The 26,238-nt window shown below is 60.2% G+C and carries 18 protein-coding genes; 6 read left to right on the forward strand and 12 right to left on the reverse strand.

Annotated elements, in window-relative coordinates; genetic code table 11:
* Positions 1-19: 19 nt before the first annotated feature.
* Positions 20-313, forward strand: a complete 294-nt coding sequence (locus RYC17_RS08995) for a hypothetical protein (RefSeq protein ID WP_002555356.1) — start codon at positions 20-22, stop codon at positions 311-313.
* A 179-nt stretch (positions 314-492) separates the two neighbouring features.
* Here the strand turns inward: RYC17_RS08995 and RYC17_RS09000 are convergent, their stop codons facing one another.
* A complete protein-coding gene (locus tag RYC17_RS09000; RefSeq protein ID WP_316902773.1) occupies positions 493-5,442 on the reverse strand; it encodes an alpha-2-macroglobulin in 4,950 nt (1,649 codons plus the stop codon).
* 282 nt (positions 5,443-5,724) lie between these two features.
* Here RYC17_RS09000 and RYC17_RS09005 point away from each other — a divergent pair, with 282 nt between their 5' ends.
* Positions 5,725-7,065: an MATE family efflux transporter gene (locus RYC17_RS09005; RefSeq protein ID WP_057425077.1), complete on the forward strand. Its 1,341-nt coding sequence runs from the start codon at positions 5,725-5,727 to the stop codon at positions 7,063-7,065.
* On the opposite strand, the gene RYC17_RS09010 is transcribed toward RYC17_RS09005, so the two are convergent.
* The 6 genes from RYC17_RS09010 to RYC17_RS09035 all read right to left on the reverse strand — a co-directional run bounded on the left by RYC17_RS09010 (position 7,059) and on the right by RYC17_RS09035 (position 13,857).
* Positions 7,059-7,961 (reverse strand): alpha/beta hydrolase, encoded by a 903-nt coding sequence (locus RYC17_RS09010; protein ID WP_316902776.1) that lies wholly within the window; start codon positions 7,959-7,961, stop codon positions 7,059-7,061. The two genes, RYC17_RS09005 and RYC17_RS09010, sit on opposite strands and share 7 nt — an antisense overlap.
* Positions 7,962-8,041: 80 nt before the next feature.
* Entirely contained in the window at positions 8,042-9,448 is a 1,407-nt protein-coding gene (locus RYC17_RS09015) for a type VI secretion system Vgr family protein (protein WP_058402613.1), read from the reverse strand.
* 210 nt (positions 9,449-9,658) lie between these two features.
* Positions 9,659-11,572: an arginine decarboxylase gene (gene speA / locus RYC17_RS09020; RefSeq protein ID WP_058402612.1), complete on the reverse strand. Its 1,914-nt coding sequence runs from the start codon at positions 11,570-11,572 to the stop codon at positions 9,659-9,661.
* 100 nt (positions 11,573-11,672) lie between these two features.
* Positions 11,673-12,044 (reverse strand): translation initiation factor Sui1, encoded by a 372-nt coding sequence (locus tag RYC17_RS09025; protein ID WP_004655683.1) that lies wholly within the window; start codon positions 12,042-12,044, stop codon positions 11,673-11,675.
* A gap of 188 nt (positions 12,045-12,232) precedes the next feature.
* Positions 12,233-12,778, reverse strand: a complete 546-nt coding sequence (locus tag RYC17_RS09030) for an NUDIX hydrolase (protein ID WP_058402611.1) — start codon at positions 12,776-12,778, stop codon at positions 12,233-12,235.
* The gene (locus RYC17_RS09035) at positions 12,778-13,857 is read right to left on the reverse strand and encodes a DUF2333 family protein (protein ID WP_058402610.1); all 1,080 of its coding nucleotides are present in this window, start codon (positions 13,855-13,857) and stop codon (positions 12,778-12,780) included. The genes RYC17_RS09030 and RYC17_RS09035 overlap by 1 nt, the downstream gene beginning before the upstream one ends.
* Before the next feature lie 301 nt (positions 13,858-14,158).
* Here RYC17_RS09035 and RYC17_RS09040 point away from each other — a divergent pair, with 301 nt between their 5' ends.
* Positions 14,159-15,814, forward strand: a complete 1,656-nt coding sequence (locus RYC17_RS09040) for a PleD family two-component system response regulator (protein WP_058402609.1) — start codon at positions 14,159-14,161, stop codon at positions 15,812-15,814.
* Between the two features lie 8 nt (positions 15,815-15,822).
* Here the strand turns inward: RYC17_RS09040 and RYC17_RS09045 are convergent, their stop codons facing one another.
* Both RYC17_RS09045 and RYC17_RS09050 read right to left on the reverse strand, forming a co-directional pair.
* Positions 15,823-16,611, reverse strand: a complete 789-nt coding sequence (locus RYC17_RS09045; protein WP_058408679.1) for a response regulator transcription factor — start codon at positions 16,609-16,611, stop codon at positions 15,823-15,825.
* A gap of 168 nt (positions 16,612-16,779) precedes the next feature.
* A complete protein-coding gene (locus tag RYC17_RS09050; protein ID WP_058402698.1) occupies positions 16,780-17,250 on the reverse strand; it encodes an A24 family peptidase in 471 nt (156 codons plus the stop codon).
* Between the two features lie 75 nt (positions 17,251-17,325).
* Between RYC17_RS09050 and RYC17_RS09055 the strand changes: the two genes are divergently transcribed.
* Positions 17,326-17,781: a TadE/TadG family type IV pilus assembly protein gene (locus RYC17_RS09055; protein WP_058402608.1), complete on the forward strand. Its 456-nt coding sequence runs from the start codon at positions 17,326-17,328 to the stop codon at positions 17,779-17,781.
* Positions 17,771-20,539, forward strand: coding sequence for a PAS domain-containing protein (locus RYC17_RS09060; protein WP_316902781.1), 2,769 nt, complete (start codon positions 17,771-17,773; stop codon positions 20,537-20,539). The genes RYC17_RS09055 and RYC17_RS09060 overlap by 11 nt, the downstream gene beginning before the upstream one ends.
* Here the strand turns inward: RYC17_RS09060 and RYC17_RS09065 are convergent.
* The 3 genes from RYC17_RS09065 to RYC17_RS09075 all read right to left on the reverse strand — a co-directional run bounded on the left by RYC17_RS09065 (position 20,536) and on the right by RYC17_RS09075 (position 24,683).
* Positions 20,536-22,554, reverse strand: a complete 2,019-nt coding sequence (locus tag RYC17_RS09065; protein WP_316902783.1) for a pilus assembly protein TadG-related protein — start codon at positions 22,552-22,554, stop codon at positions 20,536-20,538. The genes RYC17_RS09060 and RYC17_RS09065 overlap by 4 nt on opposite strands.
* Positions 22,555-22,691: 137 nt before the next feature.
* The gene (locus RYC17_RS09070) at positions 22,692-24,008 is read right to left on the reverse strand and encodes a bifunctional DedA family/phosphatase PAP2 family protein (protein ID WP_058402605.1); all 1,317 of its coding nucleotides are present in this window, start codon (positions 24,006-24,008) and stop codon (positions 22,692-22,694) included.
* A 3-nt stretch (positions 24,009-24,011) separates the two neighbouring features.
* Complete coding sequence (locus RYC17_RS09075; RefSeq protein ID WP_316902785.1) at positions 24,012-24,683, reverse strand: DNA-3-methyladenine glycosylase; 672 nt, start codon at positions 24,681-24,683, stop codon at positions 24,012-24,014.
* Positions 24,684-24,967: 284 nt separating this feature from the next.
* Here RYC17_RS09075 and RYC17_RS09080 point away from each other — a divergent pair, with 284 nt between their 5' ends.
* A complete protein-coding gene (locus RYC17_RS09080) occupies positions 24,968-26,233 on the forward strand; it encodes a glutamate-5-semialdehyde dehydrogenase (RefSeq protein ID WP_002555339.1) in 1,266 nt (421 codons plus the stop codon).
* Positions 26,234-26,238 lie beyond the last annotated feature (5 nt).

Genomic DNA, 26,238 nt, shown 5'->3' on the forward strand with positions numbered 1-26,238 from the left:
CCCCAATCAGGACGTACATATGCAGGTAGAAGGCTTTTTTGAATGGCTCGGGCAGGCCATCGGCGCGGTGATTCGCTTCTTCGTCGACGGTCTGGCGTGGTTGTTCAACGGGTTTACCCATGCTGGAGGAAATTTTGTCGATGGCCTGTCCCGCACGCTGGGCATGGACACTTCACTGATCAGCATCGTCGCACTGATCATCGGCCTGATGCTGCTTTACTCGGCTGTCCGGGCATTCATGCGCGCCTCGATCATCCTCGGGATCATCTGGCTGGCGCTGGGCCTGTGGTTGCTGAGCTGGATCATTCATTGATGCGCTAACTCCGCCCCCACGCTGTAAGCGCGTGCCTTTGTGGGAGCGAACGTGTTCGCGAAGGCTTTATTCCTGACGATACATCTTCAGCGAATGTACCGGCCCTTTCGCGAACAATGCGGATCGCCGCCCCGGTCGCTCCCACAGGTACGCATTCCAACCAACCAATCAGTCAGCGATCATTTGCCCTTTACCACCATCTGCGCAGGTGCATCACCCAGAGCCTGCCAGTTCGGGCGGTACATGGATTCGACCTGCGGCGGCGGCACGCGGTATGTTCCCGGCGTGACTGCGCGGGCCAGGTAGAGCAGGTGCACGGTGCTGCTGCCGTCGATATCCAGCGCCGCCACGTAACGATCACCGCGGTATTCCTGATGCTTGATCCCGGCGTTTTCCATCGATTCGCGGATCGTCTTCACTTCTTCACTGGCGTCTTCCAGGCTTGCCGAGCTTTGCGCCAGGTTCTGGTTTTCCAGCTCCAGGCCCGCAGGCAGCAAGTCCACCACCAACGCATCCGGTACGCGCTGTTTGGCACCAATCTCCAGATGCACCAGCACCAGTTGCCCGGTTTTCAAGGCGCCGACGTTCAGTGGCGCGCCGCTCAGGCTCAGGTATTCGCGACGAATGCTCAGGTTTTCGCCACCGGCTGCAGGCGTCTGGGTTGGATAACCGGAAACGGTCAGTTGCTGATAGAGCGGTTCGCTGCCTTGATTGTGTACTGAAAGCGGCGAGGCCAGCAGCCCACCGTCCAGCTTGAGGCCCGGCTGTTTGTTGCTCAACTCGCGGGTTTGAGTGCCGCTGGTGAGGCTGGCGGTCCAGTCCTTCTCCGCTTTACCCAGCAGGTTACGACCGGCAAGGAACAGCGAGTTGCTTTCCTGAGTGGACAGGTAGCGATTGGCGGCCACTTCATCGGCCAGGGCAAACAGGCGCTCGTCACGCCTTTCCCTGGCGAGATCATTTTCTTCCAGCAAGGCCAGAATCAGTGCCTGATCACGCAGCGAGCTGCCGTAGTCGGCCAGCCATTCATTTTTGCGGCTGACTGCCAGGCCGGCGCTCAGGGCCAGATCGGCACGCGGTTTGTCGCCCATCTTTTCCAGCGCGACCGCCAGTTGCACCAGCGGCAGCCCGGAGCGGGCGTCACTGCGTCGGTCGAACAGGCTGCGCAAGGCCGCAAGTGGAGCCTGTTGGCTGCGTGACAGCACCAGCCCCGCATAGGCTTGCACGGCGAAGCGCGTATGTTCGGCGTTCTGGCTGTAATTGACCTGAATCTGCCCGGCATCCTGCAAATAGCGCAGCAGGCGTTCACTGGCTTTCTTCAGCGCGTCCGGTGGTACGGCAAAGCCCTGATCGCGGGCGCGCAGCAGGAAGTCGGTGACATAGGCAGTCAGCCAGTATTCCTCGTCGCTGTCCGAACCCCAAAGGCCAAAGCTGCCGTTGTAACGTTGCATGCCCAGCAGGCGCTCGATGCCGATCTCGACCTTGCGCTTGCGTTCGGCATCCGGTTCGCCGCTCAGGCCCAGACGCTTGAGGGTCGCCGCGTCGGCATACAGCGATGGATACAGGCCGCTGGCGGTCTGCTCCAGGCAACCGTACGGGTAGGCCTTCAATGCCCGAATCTGTTCACCGATGTTCAGCGGCGGACGGCTCGCCAGCGACAGCATGGCTTCGCGACCGGCAGGCTCGAAGGCTTCAAGTGCACCGTCCGGCAGGCTCCAGCTTTGCTCGTTGAGAGTGGCGCGATAATGCCTGAGCATCGCCGGGTAGGCAGGGCGTACACCGATGCTCCACTCGCGAGTGAAGGCGGGCAGGGTTTCACCGGGCAGGTCCAGACCTTCGACCAGCACTTTGATTTTGCCCTGACCCAGTCCACCCTGCGCCAGTACCGGCACTTTAAGGGTGACGCGCTGCCCCTCTTTGAGTTGCAAGGGTTTGCTCTGATCGCCGCCAGGAATGCTCAACTGGCCTTCAGCGCTGATCTTCACGTCCAGTTTCTGTGCTTTGCCCGACAGGTTGGAGATGTCCAGCGCGACGCTGGTCTGGTCGCCACCGGCCAGAAAACGCGGCGTCGACAGCTCGGCGATGATCGGCGCAGCCACCACGGTTTTCGCCTCGGCCATGCCGTAGCGGTCGTCAGTCCAGGCCTGAGCCATGACCCGCAGTTCGCCGTTGAAGTCTGGAATGTCGACACTCGCTTCGCCTTCACCCGCGTCGTTCAGGGTAACCGGCGCGCTTTGCAGTGCCACGATGGTCACGCTGGTGTCCGGACGCTTACCGCCTTTGGCCAGCGCATCACCACCGAATGCCATGCTGGCCAGACGGCCCTGACCGGCTTCGATCAACTGGCCGTAGATGTCCAGTTGGTCCGCGCCATACTGCTTGCGGCCAAACAGACTGGCAAACGGGTCGGGCGTGGCGTAGCGGGTGATGTTGAGAATGCCGACGTCCACTGCCGACACCAGCACTTGCACCTGCCTTGGCACGCTGCCATCGGCATTTTTGGCGACAATCTTGAGTTTAAGCGGCTGTTTGGGGCGCATTTTCTCCGGTGCGGTGACCGTCAGCGCCAGTTTGCGTTGCGCACGATCCAGCGGCAGGTGCAGCACTCCCACTGCGCGTTTCGGTGTGACGTTGGCCTTGCGCTCGCCGGGGCGTATGACCAGAGCGGTGACGTACAGATCGTGGCGCGCCCACTTTTTATCCAGCGGGATTTCATACGATTTGCCCTCGGCCGGCACGTCGATTTCCTTCCACCACAATGGGCCTTCGCTGGACTCGACCAGCAGATAGCCCTTGCCCGCAGCGGGTGGCGTGACGGTCACAGTGGCGGTGTCGCCGTCGTTGTAGGCCGGTTTGTCCAGCGCCAGCTTGACCTGATCCGGCCTGACCGCGCCGCCATCGGTGTTGTCCTGCCAACGATAGCCCGCCCAGAAGCGCAGGCTGCTGACCATACCGGTGGACGGGTCTTCCACTTCGACACGGTAAGGGCCCCACTCGACCGGGAAGCTGATTTTGGCCGTTGAGTCCTTGGTGATGTTGAGGGTTTCCTCGTTCAGGTTGAGGAATTTCTCGTTGAAGTGGTAGCTCCAGCCATCGTTGGCCGAATAATTCCAGTAGTAGTCACGGCGCTCACGAATCAACCGGACTTTTACATTATCTGCGGCCAGTTTGTTGCCAGCGGCATCGGCCATCACGATTTCAAATTCGGCCGGGCCGTCGCCGTTGGTCTGCGCTTCGCCCTTGCCGGCTTCGTCGTCGTAGTCATCGCTGCCTGTACTGCTGCCGAACAACGCACGCACGCCGGGCAAGTGCTCGGCAGGCCAGATCGGCTGCACCAGACGACGGGTGATCGGACGCCCGCCGGACTCTTGCAGGCTGGCTTGCAGAATCAGTTGCAGTGGCGATTTGGCTTGCGCCCATTCGCTCTGCACGGCAAGCGTCGAGTGGCCTTCTGCGTCGAGCGTAACGGGCTCCAGCTCCAGGTCATGCTTGAGGTCTTCTTCGGTGATCGAACCGAACTGATAGCCCGGCAGTTTCGGCACGGCTTCGCGCAGCGGACGCACGTAGACCTGACCGGTCAGGGTATTGCCCGAGGCGGGCGCGCCGTACAGGTAGCGGCCAGTGATATCGAACTCGGGGTTGTCAGCAGGCGCAACCGGTGTGTCGCTGCCCTTGAGTTCCAGAGCCAGGCGCTCGGGCAGGAAGTCTTCAACCTTGAATTCATAAAGCTGCGGTTTGCCGTCGCCCAGGTCGAACACCAGTTGCCAGCGACCGGTGGGCGCTTCGTCGGCGAGTTGCAATTGATACTGATAGAAACCGCTGCCGTCGGCCTCCCAGACGAATTTGCGGCTGACCTGATCATCAGGGCGGCGCACTTCGACGGTAATGGGTTGTGGCTTGACGTTCTTGCCGTCGCTGTCACGCAGCAGGCCGTTGAGCAGCACGGTTTCACCGGGGCGATACAGGTCACGCGGGCCGAAAATGAAGAATTGCAGCGGGTGAGCCTGCGGGCCGGAGATGTCGAACTCGGCCAGGTCCAGCGCCGAGCTGTTCAGGCGCAGCATGCTGGTCTGTTCGTCCTTGTGCGCCAGCACCACTGCGGCCTTGGCTGGCAGCGGCAGTTGAGTGTGGCCGTCGCTGTCGGTCTTGCCCTGGGCGACAACCTTGCCGCTGTCGTCGTACACGTCGATGCTCACATCGCTCAGGGCCTTGCCGCCCTCGAGCGCTTGAGTGAAGACGTCCAGACGGTTGCTGTAACTGTGTACCGACAGGCCGATATCACTGAGGGTGAACAGGGTAGCCGGCTGCGAGTAGCTGTAGGTCCCCGACGCGCGCATCACTGCCAGATAAACACCCGGCTGTTGCAGAGGTTTGATACCGGCAATCGGCAGCAGCAGGGTCTCACGGGTATTGCGCGCAGGCTTGAGGTCGAAACGACCGCTGTAGACCAGTTCGGCCATAGGCAACAGCTCTTCGGAGCTGTAGCTGGACAGGCTCGACGCGCCGTCCCACTGGGCGAGGAAGTTGGGCATCGAGTCGGGTTTGACGCGGAAGAATTCGACATCCACCTTGTCGACGTTCAGGGCGATGACCGGCAAGCCCTCGGCCAGCCGCGTCGGCAACAGGCTGCCACGGCTGGCGAAGCCGACGGTGGCTTGCAGGTCACGGGTTTCCAGACGGCTGATGTATTCGGCCGCGAGTGTGGCCTTGTTGACGGCCTGCAGACCGGCATCGACGGTCAGCACCAGCTTGCGCTGCGGCTCCAGGTGGCGCAGGCGCAATTCCATGAGGTTGTCCGACAGCTCCCAGGCACCGTCGACCTTGCCGTTCTTGCTGTCCACCAGATGAAGTTTTTCGCCGAACTTCTGTTCCGGATCGAGCGGCACGGAAAAGCTCACCGACAAGGCGCTTGCACCGTCGATCTGGATTTCCGACACGTCGATGACGGTCAGTTCGCGTCCTGCGTAGCGCTTGCTCAGCGCGGCGAGGTCGACTGCGGGTTTGGGCTTTGTATCGGTAACCGCTGCCTGAGTCGTGGGTGCCGCGGCTGGCACAGGCTTATCCTGAGAGGAGGAATCACAGGCGCTCAGCAACGCAAGCGCGCAAGCCAGAAACAATCCTTTGTTGAACATGGTGGCACTCATCGGCAACGGTAGAGAGGGTGCGACTATATAACAGTCGTGATGACAAGTATTACTGTCAGATTGAACAGGTAGCCCCTCGCATTCCTCGCACGCCAGCGCAAGACACAGAGCGCGGCGATCGTTCCTAACGCTCACCAGCGTGGGAATGCCTTGAGTGACGCTCCGCGTCACAACTGTTCGCTGCGCTGCACATTCATGACCTGGCCACCATCATCTGAACAGCAAAGCCTTGGCGCTCTGGCTACAATGCTCGCCTTGCCGGGAGTTCTCATGTCCACGTTGCTCAACGATTGGCGTCATCGCTCAACCCATCGTCGTGTCTGGGCGCTGGCTGCGCCGATGATTCTGTCGAATATTTCCGTTCCGCTGGTAGCGCTGGTCGACAGCGCAGTGATCGGTCATCTGCCGCACGCGCATCAGTTGGGTTCCGTCGCGGTCGGGTCGACGCTTTACACCTTCCTTGCCTGGGCCATGGGTTTTCTACGCATGGGCACCACCGGTTTTGCCGCGCAGGCGGCAGGGCGCAATGACAGTGCTGCGCTGCGCCGGATCCTGTTGCAGGGGCTGTTGCTGGCCGTCGGGCTGGCGTTGTTGCTGGGTGTGATCGCCTTGCCGTTCAGCCATCTGGCGCTGGCGATGATGCAGCCGTCTGCCGATCTGCAGCAAATGACCCTGGATTTCTTCCACACCCGGCTGTTTGGCCTGCCTGCGGCGCTGGCCAGTTATGCGCTGGTCGGCTGGTTTCTCGGCGCGCAGAACGCCAGAGCGCCACTGGCCATTCTGCTCATCACCAATCTGGTCAATATCGCGCTCAACCTGTGGTTCGTCATCGGCCTGGACTGGGGCGTGGTCGGTTCGGCGCGTGCCTCGGTGCTGGCAGAGTGGACCGGCGTAGTGCTCGGTCTGCTGCTGGCCCGCAAGACCTTGCGCGCCTGGCCGGGGCAGATCGTCTGGTCAGCCCTGAGGCTATGGAGTAACTGGAGACCCTTGCTGGCGGTCAATCGAGACATCTTTCTGCGCACACTGGCGCTGCAATCGGTGATGTTCCTGATCACCGTGCAGGGCGCTCGTCTGGGTGACGCAACGGTTGCCGCCAACGCATTGTTGCTCAACGGCCTGCTGTTGACTGCCCATGCACTGGACGGGCTGGCGCATGCAGTCGAGGCTCTGTGCGGCCATGCCATTGGTGCGCGTGACCGGGATACGCTGCGGCGCTCGCTGGTGGTCGCGGGAGGCTGGTCACTGATTGCCAGCGTGGCATTTGCGCTGCTGTTTCTGGTGGGCGGGCATGGGTTCGTCAGCGTGCAGACCGATATTCCCGAGGTTCGCGCAACGGCCATGACCTATCTGCCATATCTGGCGCTGATGCCACTGCTGGCCGTCTGGAGTTACCTGCTGGACGGGCTGTTCATCGGTGCCACCCGTGCGCGTGAAATGCGCAACGCGATGCTGTTCAGCGCAGCAGGCATCGCGCCGCTGGCTTATCTGGCTTCTAGCCACGGCAATCACGCGCTATGGCTGACGTTTCTGGCCTTTACCCTGCTGCGCGGCCTGAGCCTTGGCGCCATTGCCTGGCGATTGACGCGCCGCGACGGCTGGTTCGTTCACTGAGTCTTCAAGACCGCACGGTTCTTTTCCGCGAGCCTTTGCGGGGTGTGATTGACGAACATGTCGACCTCGTCGATCACCGGTGCCAGGCCGCTTAACAGCTTGGCAAATGCGCCGACCAGCGTGCCGTGATTGGTGCGCGAGAAATACAGATCGCGTACCGGCACACCCGCCTCGCGCAATGCCCGCGCCAGGCCACCGGTGTTGCGTTTGGGGTTGACCAGCGAGTCCGTATTCGAGGCCATCAGCAACGCAGGGGGCGCGCTGGAACTGACGTGGTTGATGGGTTGCGAGTCAGGCGGTGAGTCGGGGAAAAAGAATACCGGTTTCACATCGGCGTTCTCGATAGGCAGAAAGTCGTACGGCCCGGCCAGCCCGATCCAGCCGCTGAGAATGGACGGCGACAAGCCTTCACGGGCCAGCCAGCGCGGGTCGAGCGCCAGCATCGCAGCGTTGTAGGCACCTGCACTGTGGCCCATCACGTACAAGCGGTCAGGATTGCCACCGTAGGTTTTTGCATGCTTGTGCGCCCAGGCCAGTGCCTTGGCTGAATCTTCCAGAAAGCTTGGGTAGCGCACCTGCGGATAGAGCCTGTAGTCGGCAATCACGACGACCATGCCACGTGCAGCCAGAGCCTCGCCGACGAAGGCGTAATCGGCTTTCGAACCGGTGTTCCAGCTGCCACCATAGAAAAACACCACGACTGGCGCGTTGGCCGGTTTAGCCTGCGGGGTGTAAACGTCCAGCGTGTTACGTGGATCCTGCCCGTAAGCCAACCCGTAGACATGATCGACAGGGCCGGTCGGATTCAACGTGTTGAGCAGCTTCAAGGGCGAGCAACCGGACAATGCTGCCAGTACGGCCCCCGTCATCAGTGTCAGGAAAATCACTCGTATCATAAGGGAAGGGCTCTGGCAGATAAGTCGGATATGCCTGAGACCGTCGCGCTTCGCCCCAGTGCCGCATAGTTACTGCTACGTCATTCAATAGCGTCCGGATCACCCGAAGAACGGCCATTCGCCTTGCTGGCAAAGCTGATGCGCGGGCTGCTCAGTGTCAGGCCATCATCGTCGATCTGCACCGTGCTGGACCCCGCATCCAGCGTGACTTTGCTGCCTTCACCAAGGTATAGGCGGACCCCGTCTGCCAGTTGCAGCTGTCGGTCAGGCCCGATGAACATTTGCCGGTCGATGTGCATTTGAACGTTATCGACAGGCGCTGGATCATTCTCGCGACGCGTCTCCTGCGCCGGCAGACAGCCGATGATCAGTGGTGGGTGTGTGTCATCCTCAGAAAAGCTCACCGCCACTGACATACCGACGCGACATTCGATATCCAGCCCCGGTGCCAGATGCAGCCAGCAGCCACTGCCCGGATCATTCGGGTGCTGCCACTCCCATTCCAGCCGGACGCGCACCCGGCCTGCCGCATCAAGCCTTGCCGGTTCACCGTTGATGCCGATGATCCAGCCGCGCTGAAGTGGCGCAATGGGCGGTCGCGGCACCGGGGCAGGCGTTCTGAAGCCGACTTCCCAGGGTATGGCCTTGAGCTGGTTGGAGTAGCGATCTGATGCCCCGCGGTCATTGCCATCAACGAGGCCAAAGCGATGCCGGACTTCGGTTATCAGCCACATGTGGTTCCAGTGCTTCTCGGGATGGTCGGCCAGCGGCAGCAGTTCTGCGCAGGTCACGAACGGCAAGGTACTCTCGCCGGTTGCGTGTTGGCCTGCGCGGCTGCCGGGCAGTTGCGTTGCATGCTCGGTGACGGCAAACCGGGTGACACCGGACTGTTGCGCGAATTGACGCCAGCGTGCGACAGGGCTGCGCGCAAACCCGTGCAGGTTGGCACCGAACACCAGTTCGTGGCGACGTCGTGAATGGACAAAGTGGTAGTGAATGCCTTCTTCTGCGCACAGGCGCTGGACCAGTTGCAGGTCGGATTCCTGATACTGCACGCAACAGTCGCGTTCGCGGCACTCGGTCGGCAGGTCAAAACGGAAACAGTTCTTCAGACCATGTTCTTCGAGCACCTGGGCGATGATCCGGGTGGCGGTCATGTGCTGAAAGATACGCGACTGGTGGCGTAACCCGAGGCAGGCCAGCCGAGGCCCCATTATCAGCGTGTAACAAGCCGGGCCGGGTTGGTAATGCTTGCGTGTCGCGCCTTGAATCTGACCGTGAAAGTTCTTCCGGCTTCCGAAGCTCAGCAAGGCAGGCTTGTACATCAGGCCGGTCAGGTCCAGATCCAGGCCGTCGCCAAGAATGTCCAGTTCAAAGGCAAAAGGCTGGCTGATCGCCTCGCTTGCGCTGAACGATATGACAGTGAAGCAGCGCTGCAGGCGGGCAATTTCCAGACGAAAGAGCGGCGCGCTGGTGGGGTCGGGCATGATGGAGTGCTTCTCTACCGGGAATGCGACCGCGAATTCTGGCGCAGAAAACGGGCAGGGTAGAGGGCTGCAGGTAGAACAGGACGTTGCCTACAAGGAATGTTGGTAGCGGCTTACGATGTGCGCATGACCATCGCGCCAACGCGCAGCATTGGCACGACAGTCACAGTAGATGGAGCCCGATTGCAGGCACCATCGCAAATCCTCAAATCAGGACGACAGGTACGAAGAACGTGTCAGCCCCAGGCGCAGGGCGTCGAGGAAGTAGGTACGCTCGCGCGGGGTAATCTTGGCGCTGGCGACCTTGTCCCGGTAATGGGTCATCAGTTCTTCCGGCGACAAATGCACGTAGCGCAGCATGTCTTCGATGGTGTCGTGGGTTTCGATGCCTGCGTGGTAAACACTGCCGTCCGGGTTCTGGTAGATGTTCACCGAGTCGGTATCACCGAACAGGTTGTGCATGTCCCCCAGAATTTCCTGGTAGGCGCCTACCAGGAAGATCCCCAGCAGATAGTCTTCGCCTTCGTTCAACGAGTGCACCGGCATGCTGGTCTCGATGCTCTGCTCATCGACGTACTGCTTGATCTTGCCGTCGGAATCGCAGGTCAGGTCCTGAAGCACGGCGCGGCGCACCGGCTCTTCGTCCAGACGGTGCAAGGGCAGAATCGGCAGCACCTGGCCGATGGCCCAGGTATCGGGCAGGCTCTGGAACACCGAGAAGTTGCAGATGTACTTGTCGGCCAGCTTGTCGTTGAGTTCGTCGAGTACCTGACGGTGTGAGCGTTGACGTGCCTTCAGCGAGTTGTACAGGCGGCGGCAGACGGCGAAGTAGCATTGCTCGCCCAGTGCCTTTTCCGACAGGCTGATCTTGCCATCGGCATACTGGGCCGCGATGTCGCTCATGTAGTGCGTGGCGCGCCAGTAGGTTTCGGTGACCATCTCGATGTCGGTCGGACCCAGCAGGTCCACCAGCCATTGCACGGTTTCCGGCAGGCTGGCCTTGTCGGCGATTTCCGGGACTTCGTCGTTGTGTTTTTCGACGTCGGTCACCTGAACCACCAGCATGGCGTGGTGGGCGGTCAGCGAGCGGCCGCTTTCCGAGAAAATATGCGGATGCGGCAGGCTCTGTGCATCGCAGAATTCCTTGAGCATACCGACCACTACACCTGCGTAGTCGTCCATGTCGTAGTTGATCGAACTGGCGTTGCGTGAGTGTGTGCCGTCGTAATCGACGCCCAGACCGCCGCCGACATCGATGTAATCCACCGGCAGGCCGAGTTTGCGCAGCTCACCGTAATAGCGGATAGCCTCTTTGAAGCCGTGCTGGTAATCAGCCAGGTTGGCGATCTGCGAGCCCATGTGGAAGTGCAGCAGGCGGATGCCTTGATCGAGCCCAGCCTTGCGGAAGCGTTCGACCACCGACAGCAATTGTGCGGCCGACAGACCGAACTTGGATTTCTCGCCGCCGGTGTCTGCCCATTTGCTCGACGCCAGGGAGGACAGACGCACGCGTAGGCCCACCTGAGGGGCGACCTTCAGCTCGGCGGCTTCTTCGATGACCAGCTCGACTTCGGATTCTTTCTCGATGACGATGAACACGTTGTGGCCCAGCTTCTGACCCATCAGCGCCAGACGGATGAACTCACGGTCCTTGTAACCGTTGCAGACGATGGTGCCGCCTTTGGGCGCCAATGCCAGCACAGCCATCAGCTCCGGTTTGGAACCCGCTTCCAGGCCGATAGAGACGTTCTGCGTGGCGATGATGTTTTCTACCACCGCTTCTTGCTGGTTGACCTTGATCGGGTACAGCGCGGTGTATTGGCTCTGGTATTCCAGGCGCGCAATGTTGCTGTCGAATGCACCGGTCAGTTGACGCACACGGTCTTGTAGAATGTCGGGGAAGCGCACCAGCAAGGGCAGCGACAGGCCGCTCTTGCGCAGGTTGTCGACCTGTTCGTAAAGGTCGATGGGCGAGCTGTCCGGCCCATTGGGACGGACTTCAACGCGACCTGCTTCGTTGATTGCAAAATAACCCGCGCCCCAATGGCGAATACCATAAACGCTGCGGCTGTCCGCAACTGTCCATTGGCTGCCATCGTCTTTGCGTGTGCGTCGTACGGACATCGAAGTCCCCTATAAAGAAGTCGTTGCGCCAGCCAATAGCCAGCTGGGCGCAGTGTAATGAGTTGAAATGACGATTTGATTCGCTGCCCGCTACGCGGGTTCAGCCGCCGGACTTTTTAGCCTTGAAGCCTTTTTTGATCAGCTCTGCCAATAGCAGTTCGACGTGATCGCCCTGAATCTCGATCACGCCGTCCTTGAGCGATCCGCCTGTGCCGCAGCGCTGTTTGAGGGCCTTGGCGAGGTCTTTGAGCGGCTCTTCGGCCAGCGGGACACCACTGATGGTGGTGACGGTCTTGCCGCCACGGCCTTTGCTTTCCCGGCGCACGCGGGCAATACCGTCTCCTTCGGGGATGGCGGTCTGTTTGCAGGTGCAGTCGGCAACGGGCTGACGACAATCCGGGCAGTGACGCCCTGCGTCGGTTGAAAACACCAGGCCACCGAGGGCGGCGAGAGAAGCGGCTTTTTTAGCCACGCAAAAATCCTCTTGTTGAGGACTGAAGATGGGTCGGGCTCACACGAGCCATCGACCGCGAAGCCCCACTCTGGCAGGGGCAGCGCTACTGGAACGGCAGGGCCGGTCCAGTTTGAAAAGGTCGCGCAGTGTAACGGCAAACAGACCGGTTGCTAAGGGGCTGGATGCGCCAATTTCTGAACACTGGCTTACTGAGCATTCTCTATCTGCTGCAGGTAGCGTTTCAGCGCCGCGAGCGAGTCCGGGCAGTAAGGGATTTCTTCAGCCTGATGCAGAACGTCGGCGATGGGCATGAAGCGCGCTTCCAGCACTTCTTCGGGCTGCAGTCTCAAGGGGCCGTCCCACACGGCCGAAAACACGGCGCACCAGAGCCGGTTGCCCGGCTGATCGAAGAAAAACCGTTCGTGGGCCTGCAACGGCACGCCACTGACGCCCAGTTCTTCTTCCAGCTCCCGGGCAGCGGACTCGTCATAGCTTTCATCCGCCTGCACCATGCCGCCCGCCGCGACATCCCAATAACCGGGATAAATCGCTTTGCTCAGTGTGCGCCGGTGCACGCACAGCTCACCGGCACTGTTGAACAGCAGGATATAGGTGCCGCGCCCGATCAATCCGCGTTCACGCAAGTCGGCGCGGACCTGTGAGCCGAGCAGTTGGTCCTGTTCGTCGACCCAGGCGATCTGCTCGGCATCCGAGGCGGCGCGGTGCGCGGCCTCGTTGGCAGGAATAGGCATCAGCCTTGATTCAGCAACTGGCGCAGGTCGATGACCGCGGCGTTGGCACGCGAGATGTAGTTGGCCATGACCAGCGAGTGGTTAGCGAACACACCGAACGGGCTGCCATTCAGAATCATCGGGCTCCACAGCGGTTCCTGGGACGCTTCCAGCTCACGAATGATCTGACGCACGCTGACGGTCGCATTCTTCTTGGCCAGTACATCGGCGAAGTCGACCTCGATGGCGCGCAGCAGATGCGACAGAGCCCAGGCCTGACCGCGTGCTTCATAGAACACGTTATCCACTTCCAGCCACGGGGTCTCGACGATTTCCTCGTCTACCTGCGGTACTTCGCCAGGCTTGACCGAAACAGCGGCCTCGGTTTTCAGCGTGCTGTTGAGTTTGACCCGACCGACACTGGCCGAAAGGCGTTGCGACAGCGAGCCCAGGCGGGTGCCGACATCACCCAGCCAGTTGTTCAGGTTGTCGGCGCGGGCATAGAACAGCGCGCCTTTCTGGTTCGGGTCGGACAAACGTGCCTGGTAGCGACTCAGAGAGTTGATACCTTCGGCGTATTGCGACTCGCTGGAAGGCAGGATCCAGCTGCGATTGTTGAAGTTGAACAGCGGCTCGGCGCGAGCCAGATCGCCATCTTCGGCAGATTGAGACTGGGAACGGGCAAAGTCCTTGCGCAGCGCACGACTCAAGTCACGCACCTGAACCAGTACCCCGTATTCCCAGCTTGGAATGTTGTCCAGCCACAAACCCGGAGGCATGCGGTCGTTGGACAGGTATCCACCGCGCTTGTTGAGCAGTGTGCCGGCCACGGTCTTGAGCGTTTCAACGGTCGTGTAGCCAATAACCATTGGCTTGCCTTCGCGCTCGGCGGCGGCTTGAGCGTTCTGTTGTACCGGGAACAGTGCAGGCTCTTTGCTCCAGTACCAGCCGACTACCAGTGCAACCAGCAGGTAAATCAAGATCAAGGCGCCCAGAGCGCGGCTATAGAACAGGTTACCCAGGTAACCGCGGCGTTTGACCGATGAAGTATCAACGGTGCGCTCACCCGCGCTGCCTGCGCGGTTCTTCCAATCCAGCATGGTAGGGTCCTTTCGATCTTGAGTTGAATGCTTCACGTGGGGTTCGACCGCAACCTTACCCTAAGGTGCGATTGGGGCCGCTGCAAGCTTCACGCTGCAAGCCAAAAGCGAAACGCTTTTAACGTGCAGATTGCAGTTTAAAGCCTATAGCCAAGCTCTATCAGTCGATTGATTTTGAGTAATGGCTAAGCGCCATCAAAATGTTGTCAAATAAGTGACTTACGGCACTGTTCTGCTGTATAGGAGGTGCTAGCATAGCGCCATCAGCTGTATTGCTCAGTAAAACCACAGTAGCCTCAATATGACCGAGCCAGAAGACCCTAGCCGAGATCGCCTGAAGCATCACTTTGCCCAAAGGGTTATCCACCAGGCACGCCAGATTCTGGAGACGTGGCAACGTCTGCAGAAGGCCGAGTGGTCGGCTGGCGACATGGCTGAGCTTAAGGAATCGACGTTACGCTTACTGCGCTTTGCCGAGCGCTTCGAGCAGGTTGAACACATTTCGCTGGCGCATGACATCAGCCAGGCACTCGATGCTGTCGAAGCCAATCGCGGTCGCCTCAACAGCAGCGTCATCACTGACCTCAATCGTCTGATGCAACGTCTTTCCCGCACCGGGCTGCGGCATGGCGACCAGCTTGAGCAAACGTCGCTGCCTCCGCTGCGCAAGCCGGTCTATGTGGTGCTTCAGGACCATGAGCGGGCCGAGCGTCTGGCCAAGCAACTGGAGTTTTTCGGTCTGGCCGCCCTGTCGCTGCACAGTGTTGCCGAGTTTCAGCGCGCAATGGCGCAGCGGCACCCGGCGGCGATTGTCATGGATGTGGATTTCAGCGGGCCTGGTCAGGGTCTGAAGCTGGCTTCTCAGGCTCAGGAAGGCCTGGAGCAGAAGCTTCCGCTGTTGTTTTTCAGCATTAACGAAACCGATACGCCCACCCGCCTGGCAGCGGTGCGAGCCGGTGGCGAGGAGTTTTTGACCGGCGCGCTGGAAGCGTCGAGTCTGCTGGAAAAAATCGAAGTCCTGACCTGCGTTGCTCAATACGAGCCCTATAAGGTGCTGATCATCGACGATTCCCGCGCTCAGGCAATGCACACCGAACGCATTCTGAATGCAGCGGGAATTGTTACGCGGGTTCTGCTCGACCCGATTCAGGCAATGTCCGAATTGGCGGAGTTCCAGCCGGATCTGATCATTCTCGATATGTACATGCCCGGTTGCACCGGCACTGAGCTGGCCAAGGTCATTCGCCATAACGACCGCTACGTCAGCGTGCCGATCATTTACCTGTCGGCCGAAGATGATCAGGACAAGCAGCTTGACGCCATGAGCGAGGGCGGCGATGACTTCCTCACCAAGCCGATCAAGCCACGTCATCTGATCACCACGGTTCGCAACCGCGCCGCCAGGGCCCGCAGCCTCAAGTCGCGCATGGTTCGTGACAGCTTGACCGGGCTCTACAACCACACGCACATTCTGCAACTGCTGGAAGATTGCAGCTTTCGCTCACGACGCGAGGGGAAGCCGCTGTGCTTTGCCATGCTCGATATCGACCACTTCAAGAAGGTCAACGACAGCCACGGTCACCCGATGGGAGACCGCGTCATCAAGAGCCTGGCGCTGTTTCTCAAGCAGCGCCTGCGCAAAACCGACTTCATCGGTCGTTACGGTGGTGAGGAATTTGCCATCGTCATGCCGGACACCGACATTCAAAGTGCCCATAAAGTGCTTGATGAGATTCGCCATCGCTTTGCGGAGATCCATTATCCCGCGCAGCCGACTGATCTGTTCTGCACTTTCAGCGCCGGGGTGGTTTCTCTGGGGGCGAATGACGACAGCCTGAGCCTTGCGTCACAGGCGGATACGGCGTTGTACTGCGCCAAGCACGCGGGCCGCAATCAGGTGCATTCGGCCCTCGTGGATGTGCCTTATCACGTCGTGTTGACGGAAATCGAGGCCTGATTCCGTTTTTAGCCCTGGCTTTCGATCAGCTTTTGCCGCTCTGCCGATTGGCCGGGTGAAAATGCCAAGGCCAGTTGGGTGCGGTTATGCATGTGGGTCAAGCGCAGCACTTGGGAAACGTAGAGCTTGACGGTGTTTTCGGTAATGCCCAGTTCGCAGGCAATCTGATAATTGGTCAGCCCCTTGCTGACCAGCCGCGCCACATCAAGCTGGCGGGGTGACAATTTGGCCAGCGCCACGGGCATCTGCGCATCACTTTCGGGGCTGGTTTTGCGCTCCGACTGCGCCCTGTTCTGAACGTTATCCAGATTCTGATAGAGGTCGTCTATGGAGGCGGCCAGAAACTGAAGCTTCTCGTTGAGCAGGCCCAATTGTTGACGATTTTTCTGCCGTTCGTTCAGCGCTTCCACCTGCAACTGGACGCCCTCAAGCAACTCTTCAAGGTTCACCGGCTTCTGGTAGTAATCGGCAATGCCGGCTCGCAGGGCCTTGATGACATCCTTTTTCTCGGCTTGTCCGGTCAGCATGATGGCCTCGAACAAATGCGTCTTGCCGCCAGCCATCTTCATTGCCTCGACCATCTCGATCCCGTTCATGCCTGGCATTTCCAGGTCGCACACTACGATGCCAATAGCGCTGTCGCTGCTGAAATGCTCGATGGCCTCAAGGCTTGAATGGCAGCGCACGCACTCATAGCCGCTGCTCTCCAGAAACTCACAGAGTTCTTCAACGATAAGAGGCTGGTCATCGACCACCAGAACTTTCGTGACCGGGTAGTTATCCACATGCAACTCCATGCTGTAAGGCCGGCAGACCGGAACCTTTATCCATTCAGCAAACATGATTAAGCGTTGTATGAACCGTCTCGGGTATTCCGATGACAGTACGCCACAGCGATGTATTAACCGTAGTCGTACTTTCTGACTATGTACATAGCATTAAACTTCCAATTGGCCGAGAGTCGACTAATGGAGCAACGCGACTGTCAGCAGCGAGCCAGCCAACAAAAAAGGTGAAAAGGGATATTTATCTGACGCATCAGCGAACATATAGGCGTAACGCCGCGCAACCTGTTGGTTTATATGACGCTGTACTTTCCTGGCAAGCAACGCCCAGATCAGCACGGCGACGCCTGCGCCGATAAACGTGCACAGCAAATAGGCGCTGTTGGAGGCGAGCGCGAGTGCGGTCATCAGCTTGACGTCTCCGGCGCCCAGCTTGCCGAGCGCATAACCAGGCAACGTCAGGCCCAGTGCCAGCGCCAGTGTCTGCGCGGCTTCCAGCGGTGCGGCGCCCAGCCAGGTTGTTCCTGTGCCTGCCAGCCAGGCAGCGGCCAGTGCTGCTGCGCCCAGTGTCAGGCTGTTTGAAATTTGCTTGCGTCGCGCGTCCTGTTCGGCGCAAATTGCAAACCAGACAAGCAGAAGAAATAGTTTTATCAAGCAAAAAACATCCTGTTTTCCGGAAAGAATCTATGCTCTGTTGAAGCAGTAAATGTCAGGGTAGACGTTGATATGAAAACCGTTCTGCAGCATGCCTTGCCCCATCGGCAACAGGGTGCCGCCGCTATTGAGTTCGCTGCGGTGTTCGTTGTTTTCTTTGCTGTGTTCTATGGCATGGTGAGTTATAGCCTGCCGTTGCTCATGATGCAGTCTTTCAATGCGGCGGCGAGTGAAGCCGTGCGCCGAAGTGTTGCCCTTAGCCCGACAGTAACTGGCTATAACACCCTGTTGGTCAGCCAGGCACAGAGTGTCGTCATGAATCAGCTGTCATGGATGCCACCTGCGCTGGGTTTCAACGCCAGTTATACCAACGTGACCTACACCGCCGGTGTTCTGACGGTGACCATCCAGTACCCCAAGACCCGATTGACCCAGGTACTCCCGTTATTGACGCTCCCTGGCATCGGCGAGGTTCCGCGCTTGCCGACCAACCTTACTGCACAAGCGAGTCTGCAACTTGCCCCTTGAAAAAAATCGTCTGAGCCGTTGGCTGGGCCGTGGTGAAGCGCCGCCGGTATCCCAGGCTGTGCCCGTGTCAAGCGAGCCGGGCCCGGTCGGGGTCGACCTTTATGTGCTGCTCGATGACGAAGGGCGGATAGAGAGCATCAGCCCGCAGTTGCTTGCGCGGTTGGGTATTGCTGCTCCGCTGTCGGCTGCGCAGCGGTTGATGAACCTGTTGCTGCCAAACAGCGCGCTGGTCATTGAAGGCGTGCCGCATGACTGGCTGGGGCACATGCTGGACCTGGACTTCAAGAGTGCCGATGCGCACACCTTGCACGCTCGTGGCTGGGTGCAGGCGCATGGCAAGGGCTGGCTGTTGCAACTGCTGGATATCAGCGACTTGATGGAAGAGGCCAGTGCCGCCCGCAGCCGCCAGCAATGCCTGCGCTTCGCCGGGCAGATGGCCGAGCGTGTGCGCGTGTGCAACGTGGACCGGCTGACTGCCGTGGTGACCGAGCAGCTCGAGGAACTGGCGCAGCTATGGCGCGTTCCCTGTCTGGCGCTGGTATTGCCGGAAGTCAGCGGCACTGGCTGGCGTGTCTACTGTCAGTACAGTGCCCACACCGCGCCGGAGTTATGGCAGGTCGGGCAGCGACTGGGTAATGCGCTGGATCGATTCGACGCCAACATTACCCATCAACTGAGGTTTGGCGGCGGCGTCGACCAAGGGCCGCTGCAGAGTGCCTTCGGCAACGCGGACGGTTTTCTGATTCCGCACAGCCGCGACAACGTTGCCAAGGCGTGGCTGATGTTCGGCTTCTATAACCCGCAACAGCAGGCTCCAGACCTGGGAGAGCGCGAGTGGCTCAACCTGTGTTCGGCGCTGGCCGGGCCGGTGCTTTTTCGCTTGTCCGAGCAGCACAACCGTCACCATGTAGAGCGCCTGGCGGTGCTTCAGGATCTGCTGGGCACCGGTTGGTGGGAGCTGATGCCTGCGCGTGACGAAATCCTCCTGGCACCGCAACTGGCGCGCAGTTTACGTCTGAGTGATCGGGTCGAAAGCCTGTCACGTCAGGACTGGCTGGCGTTGATTCATCCGGTCGATCGACAAGAACTTTCCAGTCGTCTGGCGCAGTTGCGTGACAAAGGCACGCCGCTGATGCTTTGCGTGCGTCTGGCGCAAAGCGACCCTGCCCAGGAAACCCTCTGGTTTCGTATTCAGGGTCAGGCGCTGATCAGTGGTCAGGTTCAGCGGGTGTTGGGTTTCATGCTCGATGTCAGTGATATCAAGAATCAGGAAACCGAAGCAGCGGCCGCTCACGCCCGGCTGGATAACCTGATTGCCAGCTCGCCGGCCGTGATTTACGTGCAGCGCTACGATCACGGCAACCTTGAGCCAACCTTTTTCAGTGACAGCCTCACGCCCTTGCTGGGCTGGACGCTGGCTGAATGCGTAGACGGCCAGTTGGCGGAATACATTCACCCCGAAGACCGCGACATCTGGTTCGAGCGTAACCGGCAGCTGTTGCGCGAAGGCGTTGTCAGTCGGCGTTACAGGTTGCGCAACAAGAACGGCCATTACCATTGGTTGCTGGACGAAGCGCGATTGCTGCGTGACGACCTCGGCATGCCGGTGGAGGCGGTCGGCCTGTGGCTGGACGTGACCGAAGCCACTCTGGCGGCCGAGCATGTGCGTCAGAGCGAAGAGCGCTACCGCATTCTGGTTGAAGACTCACCGGCCATGATCTGCCGCTACTCTCCGGAGCTGGTACTGAGTTTCGGCAACCGGCCACTGGCCAATTACATGGAATGCACGCCGGAACAACTGACCGGGATCAATCTGGGGGACTGGCTTTCTGACGAGCAGCGCGAGGCGTTCATTCGGCGTATCGGTCAACTCACCCCGCAAGCGCCGGTCAGCACCGAAGAAATCTGTATCGAACTGCCCGGCCGTGAGTACGCCTGGTGGGTATGGGCTGACCGGGGAATATTCGACGAGCACGGCACGCTGGTCGAGGTTCAGGCTGTAGGCCGTGATAACACCGATGTGCGCCGCTCCAGGATGCAATTGAACCAGAGTGCGAAAATGGCCACGCTTGGCGAAATGTCCACAGGCCTTGCCCACGAGATCAATCAGCCCCTCAACGTCATGCGCATGGCGGTAGTCAATGTCCTCAAGCGTCTGGGGCGCGGTGACGTGGACATCGAATACCTCACCGAAAAACTCAACCGTATCGACACACAGGTACAGCGCGCTGCCCGCGTGGTGGACCACATGAGGGTATTCGGGCGGCGCTCCGAAGTGGAGGAGCAGCTGTTCGATCCGGCGCAGGCGGTGGAAGGCACTATCTCGATGCTGGCCGAAGGCATGAAGGGCAAGGGTGTGCAGTTGCGGGTCGGCACCATGATCGAAGACGTGCAGGTTCGCGGGCATGTCGATCAGCTTGAGCAGGTGCTGATCAACCTGATGGTCAACGCCCGTGATGCGTTGTTGTCGCGCCGGGAAAAAGACCGGGATTTCGAACCGTGGATCAGCGTCGAGGCCGAGCGGGATGAAAACATCATCAGGCTGGCGGTTCAGGACAACGGCGGGGGGATTGATCCGCGTTTGCTGGAGCGCATTTTCGAGCCTTTCTTCACCACCAAGCCGGTGGGCGTCGGCACCGGACTGGGCTTGTCTGTCAGCTACGGCATCGTCGATCAGATGGGCGGCCAGCTCAGCGTCGGCAACGTCGGGGAGGGCGCTTGTTTCCAGATCGAGCTGCCGATATTCAATGCCAGTTAGATAATCAGCGTCGCCTGACCGATGTTGCAGCTTAAATTGGCACCCACATCGGTGGCACCCAGATTCAGGCCAAGTGACTCGAACAGCGGGTCGACGACTGATGTCAGCAAGCCGGTCAGCGTGTTCTCCACAATAGCGTCCAGCGCAACGGTCAGGCTGTTCAGCGTTGCAGCTGCTCCAGTAATGACGTTGCCTAGCACATTGCTGGTCGCAGGTTTATAGGCATTCACCTTTACGCTGGAAACCGTGCCGTTCAGCAACGTACTGGGTTTGGTGTGCGCAACGCTTGTCAGGAAATAGGGCGCGCTGTTGATTTCCGGCAGATTGGGCGAGCTGAAGGTTGTACTGACGACCGTTGAGCTGCCCAGCGGCGACTGGCTTACCGTATCGAACGTGAGACCTATGCCTCCACCGCCGAAGGGGGTACGGGCGGTGCAGTTGCCTAGCAAGCCGAGGACTTTCTGGCAGGTCTGAGTGCCTATATCAATCACTGGCAGGGGCAGTGGGGCTATTGCCGATGGATCGGTGCTTGCAGGAAAACCGTCATTGATCAAGCCGACCTTGGCGCTGAGCAGTCCTGCATCTGTTTTGACGCTGAGGGTCTTGTTGGTATTGCTGGTGCAGGTGAAGCCGGTCACGTAGGTGTCGGCGCTGGCCAGCGACAGGCTCAGATCGATTCTGGGGCCCGATGTACCAGAGGTCAGAAACTTCACATCGGTGACCATGCAACTGGTCAGGCCCAGCGCGCAAGTGGTGGAGCCCAGTACGCCCGCGATGTTCAGGCTCAACGCGCTATTGAGGATTGGTGTCAGGCTGCCCACCACCGAGCCCGCAGTGTTAGCCAGCGACGTAATGGTGCCCAGCACTGGCAGATTGATCGACACCAGCGCGCGCATCTGCGCGGTGCGCACGTAGATCCGGTTGGCACCGGTTTTGGGATTGAGCGGATCAATCTTGCTCGGGTCGCCGATGGCCGATAACTGAGGCGGCTCAACCACCTGAAATCGTGTGGTGACCTGTGCCAGGGTGCCGACATTTATCTGCGCAGCTGTGGATATGCCGGTCTTGTCATTGGCCAGTTGCGCAATGCCCTGGACCAGGTCCAGAAGGCGCAGATTGGTGTTCAATGCAGCGAGGTCCGAACTGCCTTGTATCGACAGCAAGTCACCGAGCAACACAGTGGTTGCGCCAGCCGCCAGCTTCAATGCCTGCAGGCCCGCGATGGTAGCCGTACCGTTCAAGGTCGCGCCGGGGTCGAGCACATTGATAGCACTCTGGATCAACTGGCTGACAGAAACCGATGTGTTGAGCACCTCGCTGTAACCGACCGCAGTCAGGTTAAGGTCGGTCTTGAGTCGGTTCAGATAGCTCAACAGGCTGAGGTCGGTGCTGGCGAGGCCCTGCCAGTTCGCTACGCTCAGGTTGAGCGTGCCACCGAGCAGGCTGCCGATGAGCGGATTCAGAATGGCCGCCCGTGTGCTGTCCACCGTCACGGCCGCACTGCGAATGGTCAGCGCCGCCAGTGGCGCGGCACTGGCAGCCACGGCCGTGGCGCTGATGGTGATGTTCGCAGGGGAGGGCGTTTTTTCGAACAGGGCAACAATACCGGCAGCAATACTTCGTGGCACCGGATGCGCCGCGACCACTTGAATGGCCAGTGCCTGAGTGGAGTCCGCGACAAATACGCGCTGGCTCTGCAGGCCCACCGTAAGGGTGCCGCAGAGGGTCGTTAGCGTTCGCCCTCCGGTATTCGGGGTAAAGCCGTTACGCGTGGCGCTCTGCGTGGCGAAGCCAGCGGCGGTGGCCGCATCGCTGCATGTCCCCCTGCGCCCCGCAGCTTCCAGGGCGGCGATGTCCGCGATCCGCTGCAACGAGCGTTTTTCCAGATACAGCCTGCCGCTGTCGACCACTATCAGCGTGCAAAGCAGCGCCAATCCCAATGTCAGCGCGGCCATCATGCCGATCGCGCCGCGTTGCCGGGTGGGCATTGCCGCATAACCATCCAGTGGGGACATCAGCACTCCTTCGGCCACGCCGTTGCTCACTCACCTGCTTCAGGGGAGTGTAGTCAACGCCTCGAAAGAGCACTGGCAAGGTGCCAGATTTGAGAAGTGTCGCACCCGTTTCGTACGGGCGCGATCAGGTATGCCGATCAGTACTGGTAACGCAGTACCGCGTGGGAGAGGGCGCGCACTGCGAAAATGCCTAGCAGCGCGGTCATTGCCGGGACGATGAGCCACCAGACCCGGACCGACATGGCGGGCAAGGGGTCGTTGCGCTGAATGAATGCCAGGCTGGCGGCGCAGACACAGAACGCCAGGAGCATTCCTGCGAGGATGTCCGTTGGCCAGTGAACGCCCAGATAAACCCTGGAAAGCGCGATGGCCAGTGCCGGAATGCCGCCGACCAGCATCCAGCTCAGGCGCAGGCGCACGGGCTGGCCGCGCCCGGCCAGCACCGCCAGCGTCATGAACAGCGCAAAGGCCGCAGAACTGTGGCCACTGGGCATGCTGTAAGTGGTCAGCGGCTCTACCAGCACCTCCGGACGAGCGCGGGCGAAGAACGTTTTCAGGGTGCCATTGGCAATCGCGGTACCCAGTGTTGCGGTCAGGGCAAAGGCTGCGTGACGCCATTGTCTGGCAACGGCCAGCACGATGATCAGCAGGGAGGCCGCCAGCAACTGGGCCTTGAAGTCGCCGATGCTGGTGACGAAGATCACGATGTTCTGTGCGGCCTCGCTGCGATGCTCTTGAATGAGCGTCATCAGGCCGTTGTCGAAGTCTGCCAGATAGGGCCAGCCGATGAACAGCGCCGCGACCAGCGTCAGGCTGAGCACGGAAATAAGTTTGGTTGCATAACGCTTTTGGCGAATGCTGCTCTGAATACTCAGCCCGAACAGAATCGCCAGACCGGCACCGACCACTGCCGCCTCAGGCCAGAAGCCTTCCGGCAGCGGCAGGCGAATGGCCGCGCCCGCCGCCCAGCCCGGCATCAGGTAGGCAATCGACCAGCCTGCCGCGGCCAATACACTGACGGCCGCAAAGCGCGGCAGCGGCATGTCGCACATGCCGGCAATCATTGGCAGCATCGGGCGTAGCGGGCCGATGAAGCGCCCGACCAGCAAACTGGCGATGCCGTAACGGTGGAAGTATTTTTCCGCACCTTCCATCCACTCCGGGTGCGTGCGCAAGCCGGGCAACTGACGGATATTCTGATGAAAGCGCCGACCTATGAAGTACGACACCGCGTCACCCAGCAGCCCACCGAGAAAACCCAGTAACAGCACTTCGCTCAACGGCAGTATGCCGCTGCCCGCCAAGGCGGCGATGGCAAACATGATGACCGTGCCCGGCACGACGATCCCGACGATCGCGACGCATTCAGTGAAGGCCACCAAAAAGATCGCGACAGCCACCCAGGAAGGGTTTGCGGTCAGCCAGCCGGTCATGCCATTGAGCAGATCGCCCATCGGTCAGTTTCCTTGATCGAAAAATAAGTAGTCGCGGCCTTCGACCTGACCGCGTCTGAGAGGGTTCCGTGTGCAGAAACGGGCATAACCGGCATCTACGAAGCGATACATCAAATGCTCATCGCGCCCGGCAGGGATACCCAGACGGGTGGTCTGGATAATGCGCTCGGGTGTCTGGCCGATGTCTTCGACCAGCATTCTCTGGGGGTCGAAGCGCCTGGCGTCCCACTCCGGTACTTTCAGGCCAAGCGCCTTGCATAGCAGCGTCTGGCCAGCACAGAGCCGTTGCGGCGGGCGGATTGCGCCGCTGGCGTCGGGGTTGTTCAACTGCATCTGGGCCAGGGCGTTTTCGTCGCTGGTTGCGTCGGTCCAGGGAAATGCCGATTTGATCAGCACTGCATTGCCCGCCCCCTCGGCGCTGAAATTCAGCGAGTCACCGCCGCGCGCGTAGTACATATAGATATGCCCGCCGTCGAGGAACAGTGCCTTGCGCTTTTCGGTATAGCCCAGCGAAGCATGGCTGCCTTTTTCAGCGCAGTAGTACGCTTCGGTTTCGATGATTCGGGCGGCCAGCCACAGCTCGCCCACCTTATGCCGAATGACCTTGCCCAGCAGGTCGCGGGCCAGCAACTGGGCATCGCGATGGAAGAAATGATCCGGAAGGGCAGCGGGCATAGTCAGGCGGGCACGTTGAGAAGGTGCCCGATAATAACAAGCGCAACTTTAATTGCAGCTGAATGTGTCTGGATTAGCGGCTTTGTTGTTTCTGAACGTGACTGAATCATGACAAGCCATTCAGCGCCATGCGCGATGTCTGCATGCGCATGGCGTGCTGCAATGCCAGTCGCCGGTCAATAAATCTGCGCACTGATATCGACCATCCGCCTGTCTGCGCTGTCGTTCGTGCGGCACGACAGCTATAATCAGTCGCTTTCCTCTTTGCCAAGACCTCTGAGACCATGACTGAGTCCGTTCTTGACTACATGACCCGCCTGGGTCGCGCCGCCCGCGAAGCCTCGCGAGTGATCGGTCGTGCCAGCACTGCGCAGAAGAACCGCGCCCTGCAAGCCACTGCCGCCGCTCTGGACGAGGCGCGCGCCGAGCTGTCTGCCGCCAATGCGCTGGACCTGGCCAATGGTCAGGCCAACGGCCTTGAGCCGGCAATGCTGGAACGACTGGCCCTGACCCCCGCGCGTATCGACAGCATGATCGTCGGGTTGCGTCAGGTAGCCGGTCTGGCAGACCCGGTCGGTGCGATCCGCGACATGAGCTATCGGCCGTCGGGTATTCAGGTCGGCAAGATGCGCGTGCCGCTGGGGGTTGTGGGAATCATCTACGAGTCGCGTCCGAATGTGACCATTGATGCGGCCAGTCTGTGCCTGAAGTCCGGTAACGCGACCATCCTGCGCGGCGGTTCCGAAGCCATTCACTCCAATCGTGCCATTGCCGCCTGCATCGAGCGTGGTCTGGCCGAGGCCGGGCTGCCTGCTGCCGTGGTGCAGGTGGTTGAAACCACCGACCGTGCAGCAGTTGGCGCTTTGATCACCATGCCCGAGTACGTTGACGTCATCGTTCCGCGTGGCGGCAAGGGCCTGATCGAGCGGGTCAGCCGCGATGCGCGTGTGCCGGTCATCAAACATCTGGACGGCATCTGCCATGTGTATGTCAGCGCTCACGCCGATCTGGCCAAGGCGCAGAAGATTGCCTTCAATGCCAAGACCTACCGCTACGGCATCTGCGGCGCGATGGAAACCCTGCTGGTCGATCAAACCATCGCCGCCGATTTCCTGCCCGCCATGGCCGCGCAGTTTCGCGAGAAGGGCGTCGAGTTGCGCGGTTGCGAGCGCACTCGTGACCTGATCGACGTTATTCCGGCCACCGAAGACGACTGGCACACCGAATACCTGGCTGCAATCCTGTCGATTCGCGTCGTTTCAGGGCTGGACGAAGCCATCGAGCACATCAACCATTATGGTTCGCATCACAGCGATGCCATCGTTTCCGACCATCAAAGCCAGATTCGCCGGTTCATGGCCGAGGTCGACTCCAGTTCGGTCATGGTCAATGCGCCGACCAGCTTCGCGGACGGGTTCGAATACGGATTGGGTGCCGAGATCGGCATTTCTACTGATAAGCTGCACGCCCGCGGTCCTGTCGGGCTTGAAGGGTTGACCTGCGAGAAGTACATCGTGATCGGTGATGGTCAATTGCGCGGACAAGCCTGACTTGA

The sequence above is a fragment of the Pseudomonas syringae group sp. J248-6 genome (genome assembly GCF_032586995.1).
In the GTDB taxonomy this organism is placed as follows: domain Bacteria; phylum Pseudomonadota; class Gammaproteobacteria; order Pseudomonadales; family Pseudomonadaceae; genus Aquipseudomonas; species Aquipseudomonas amygdali.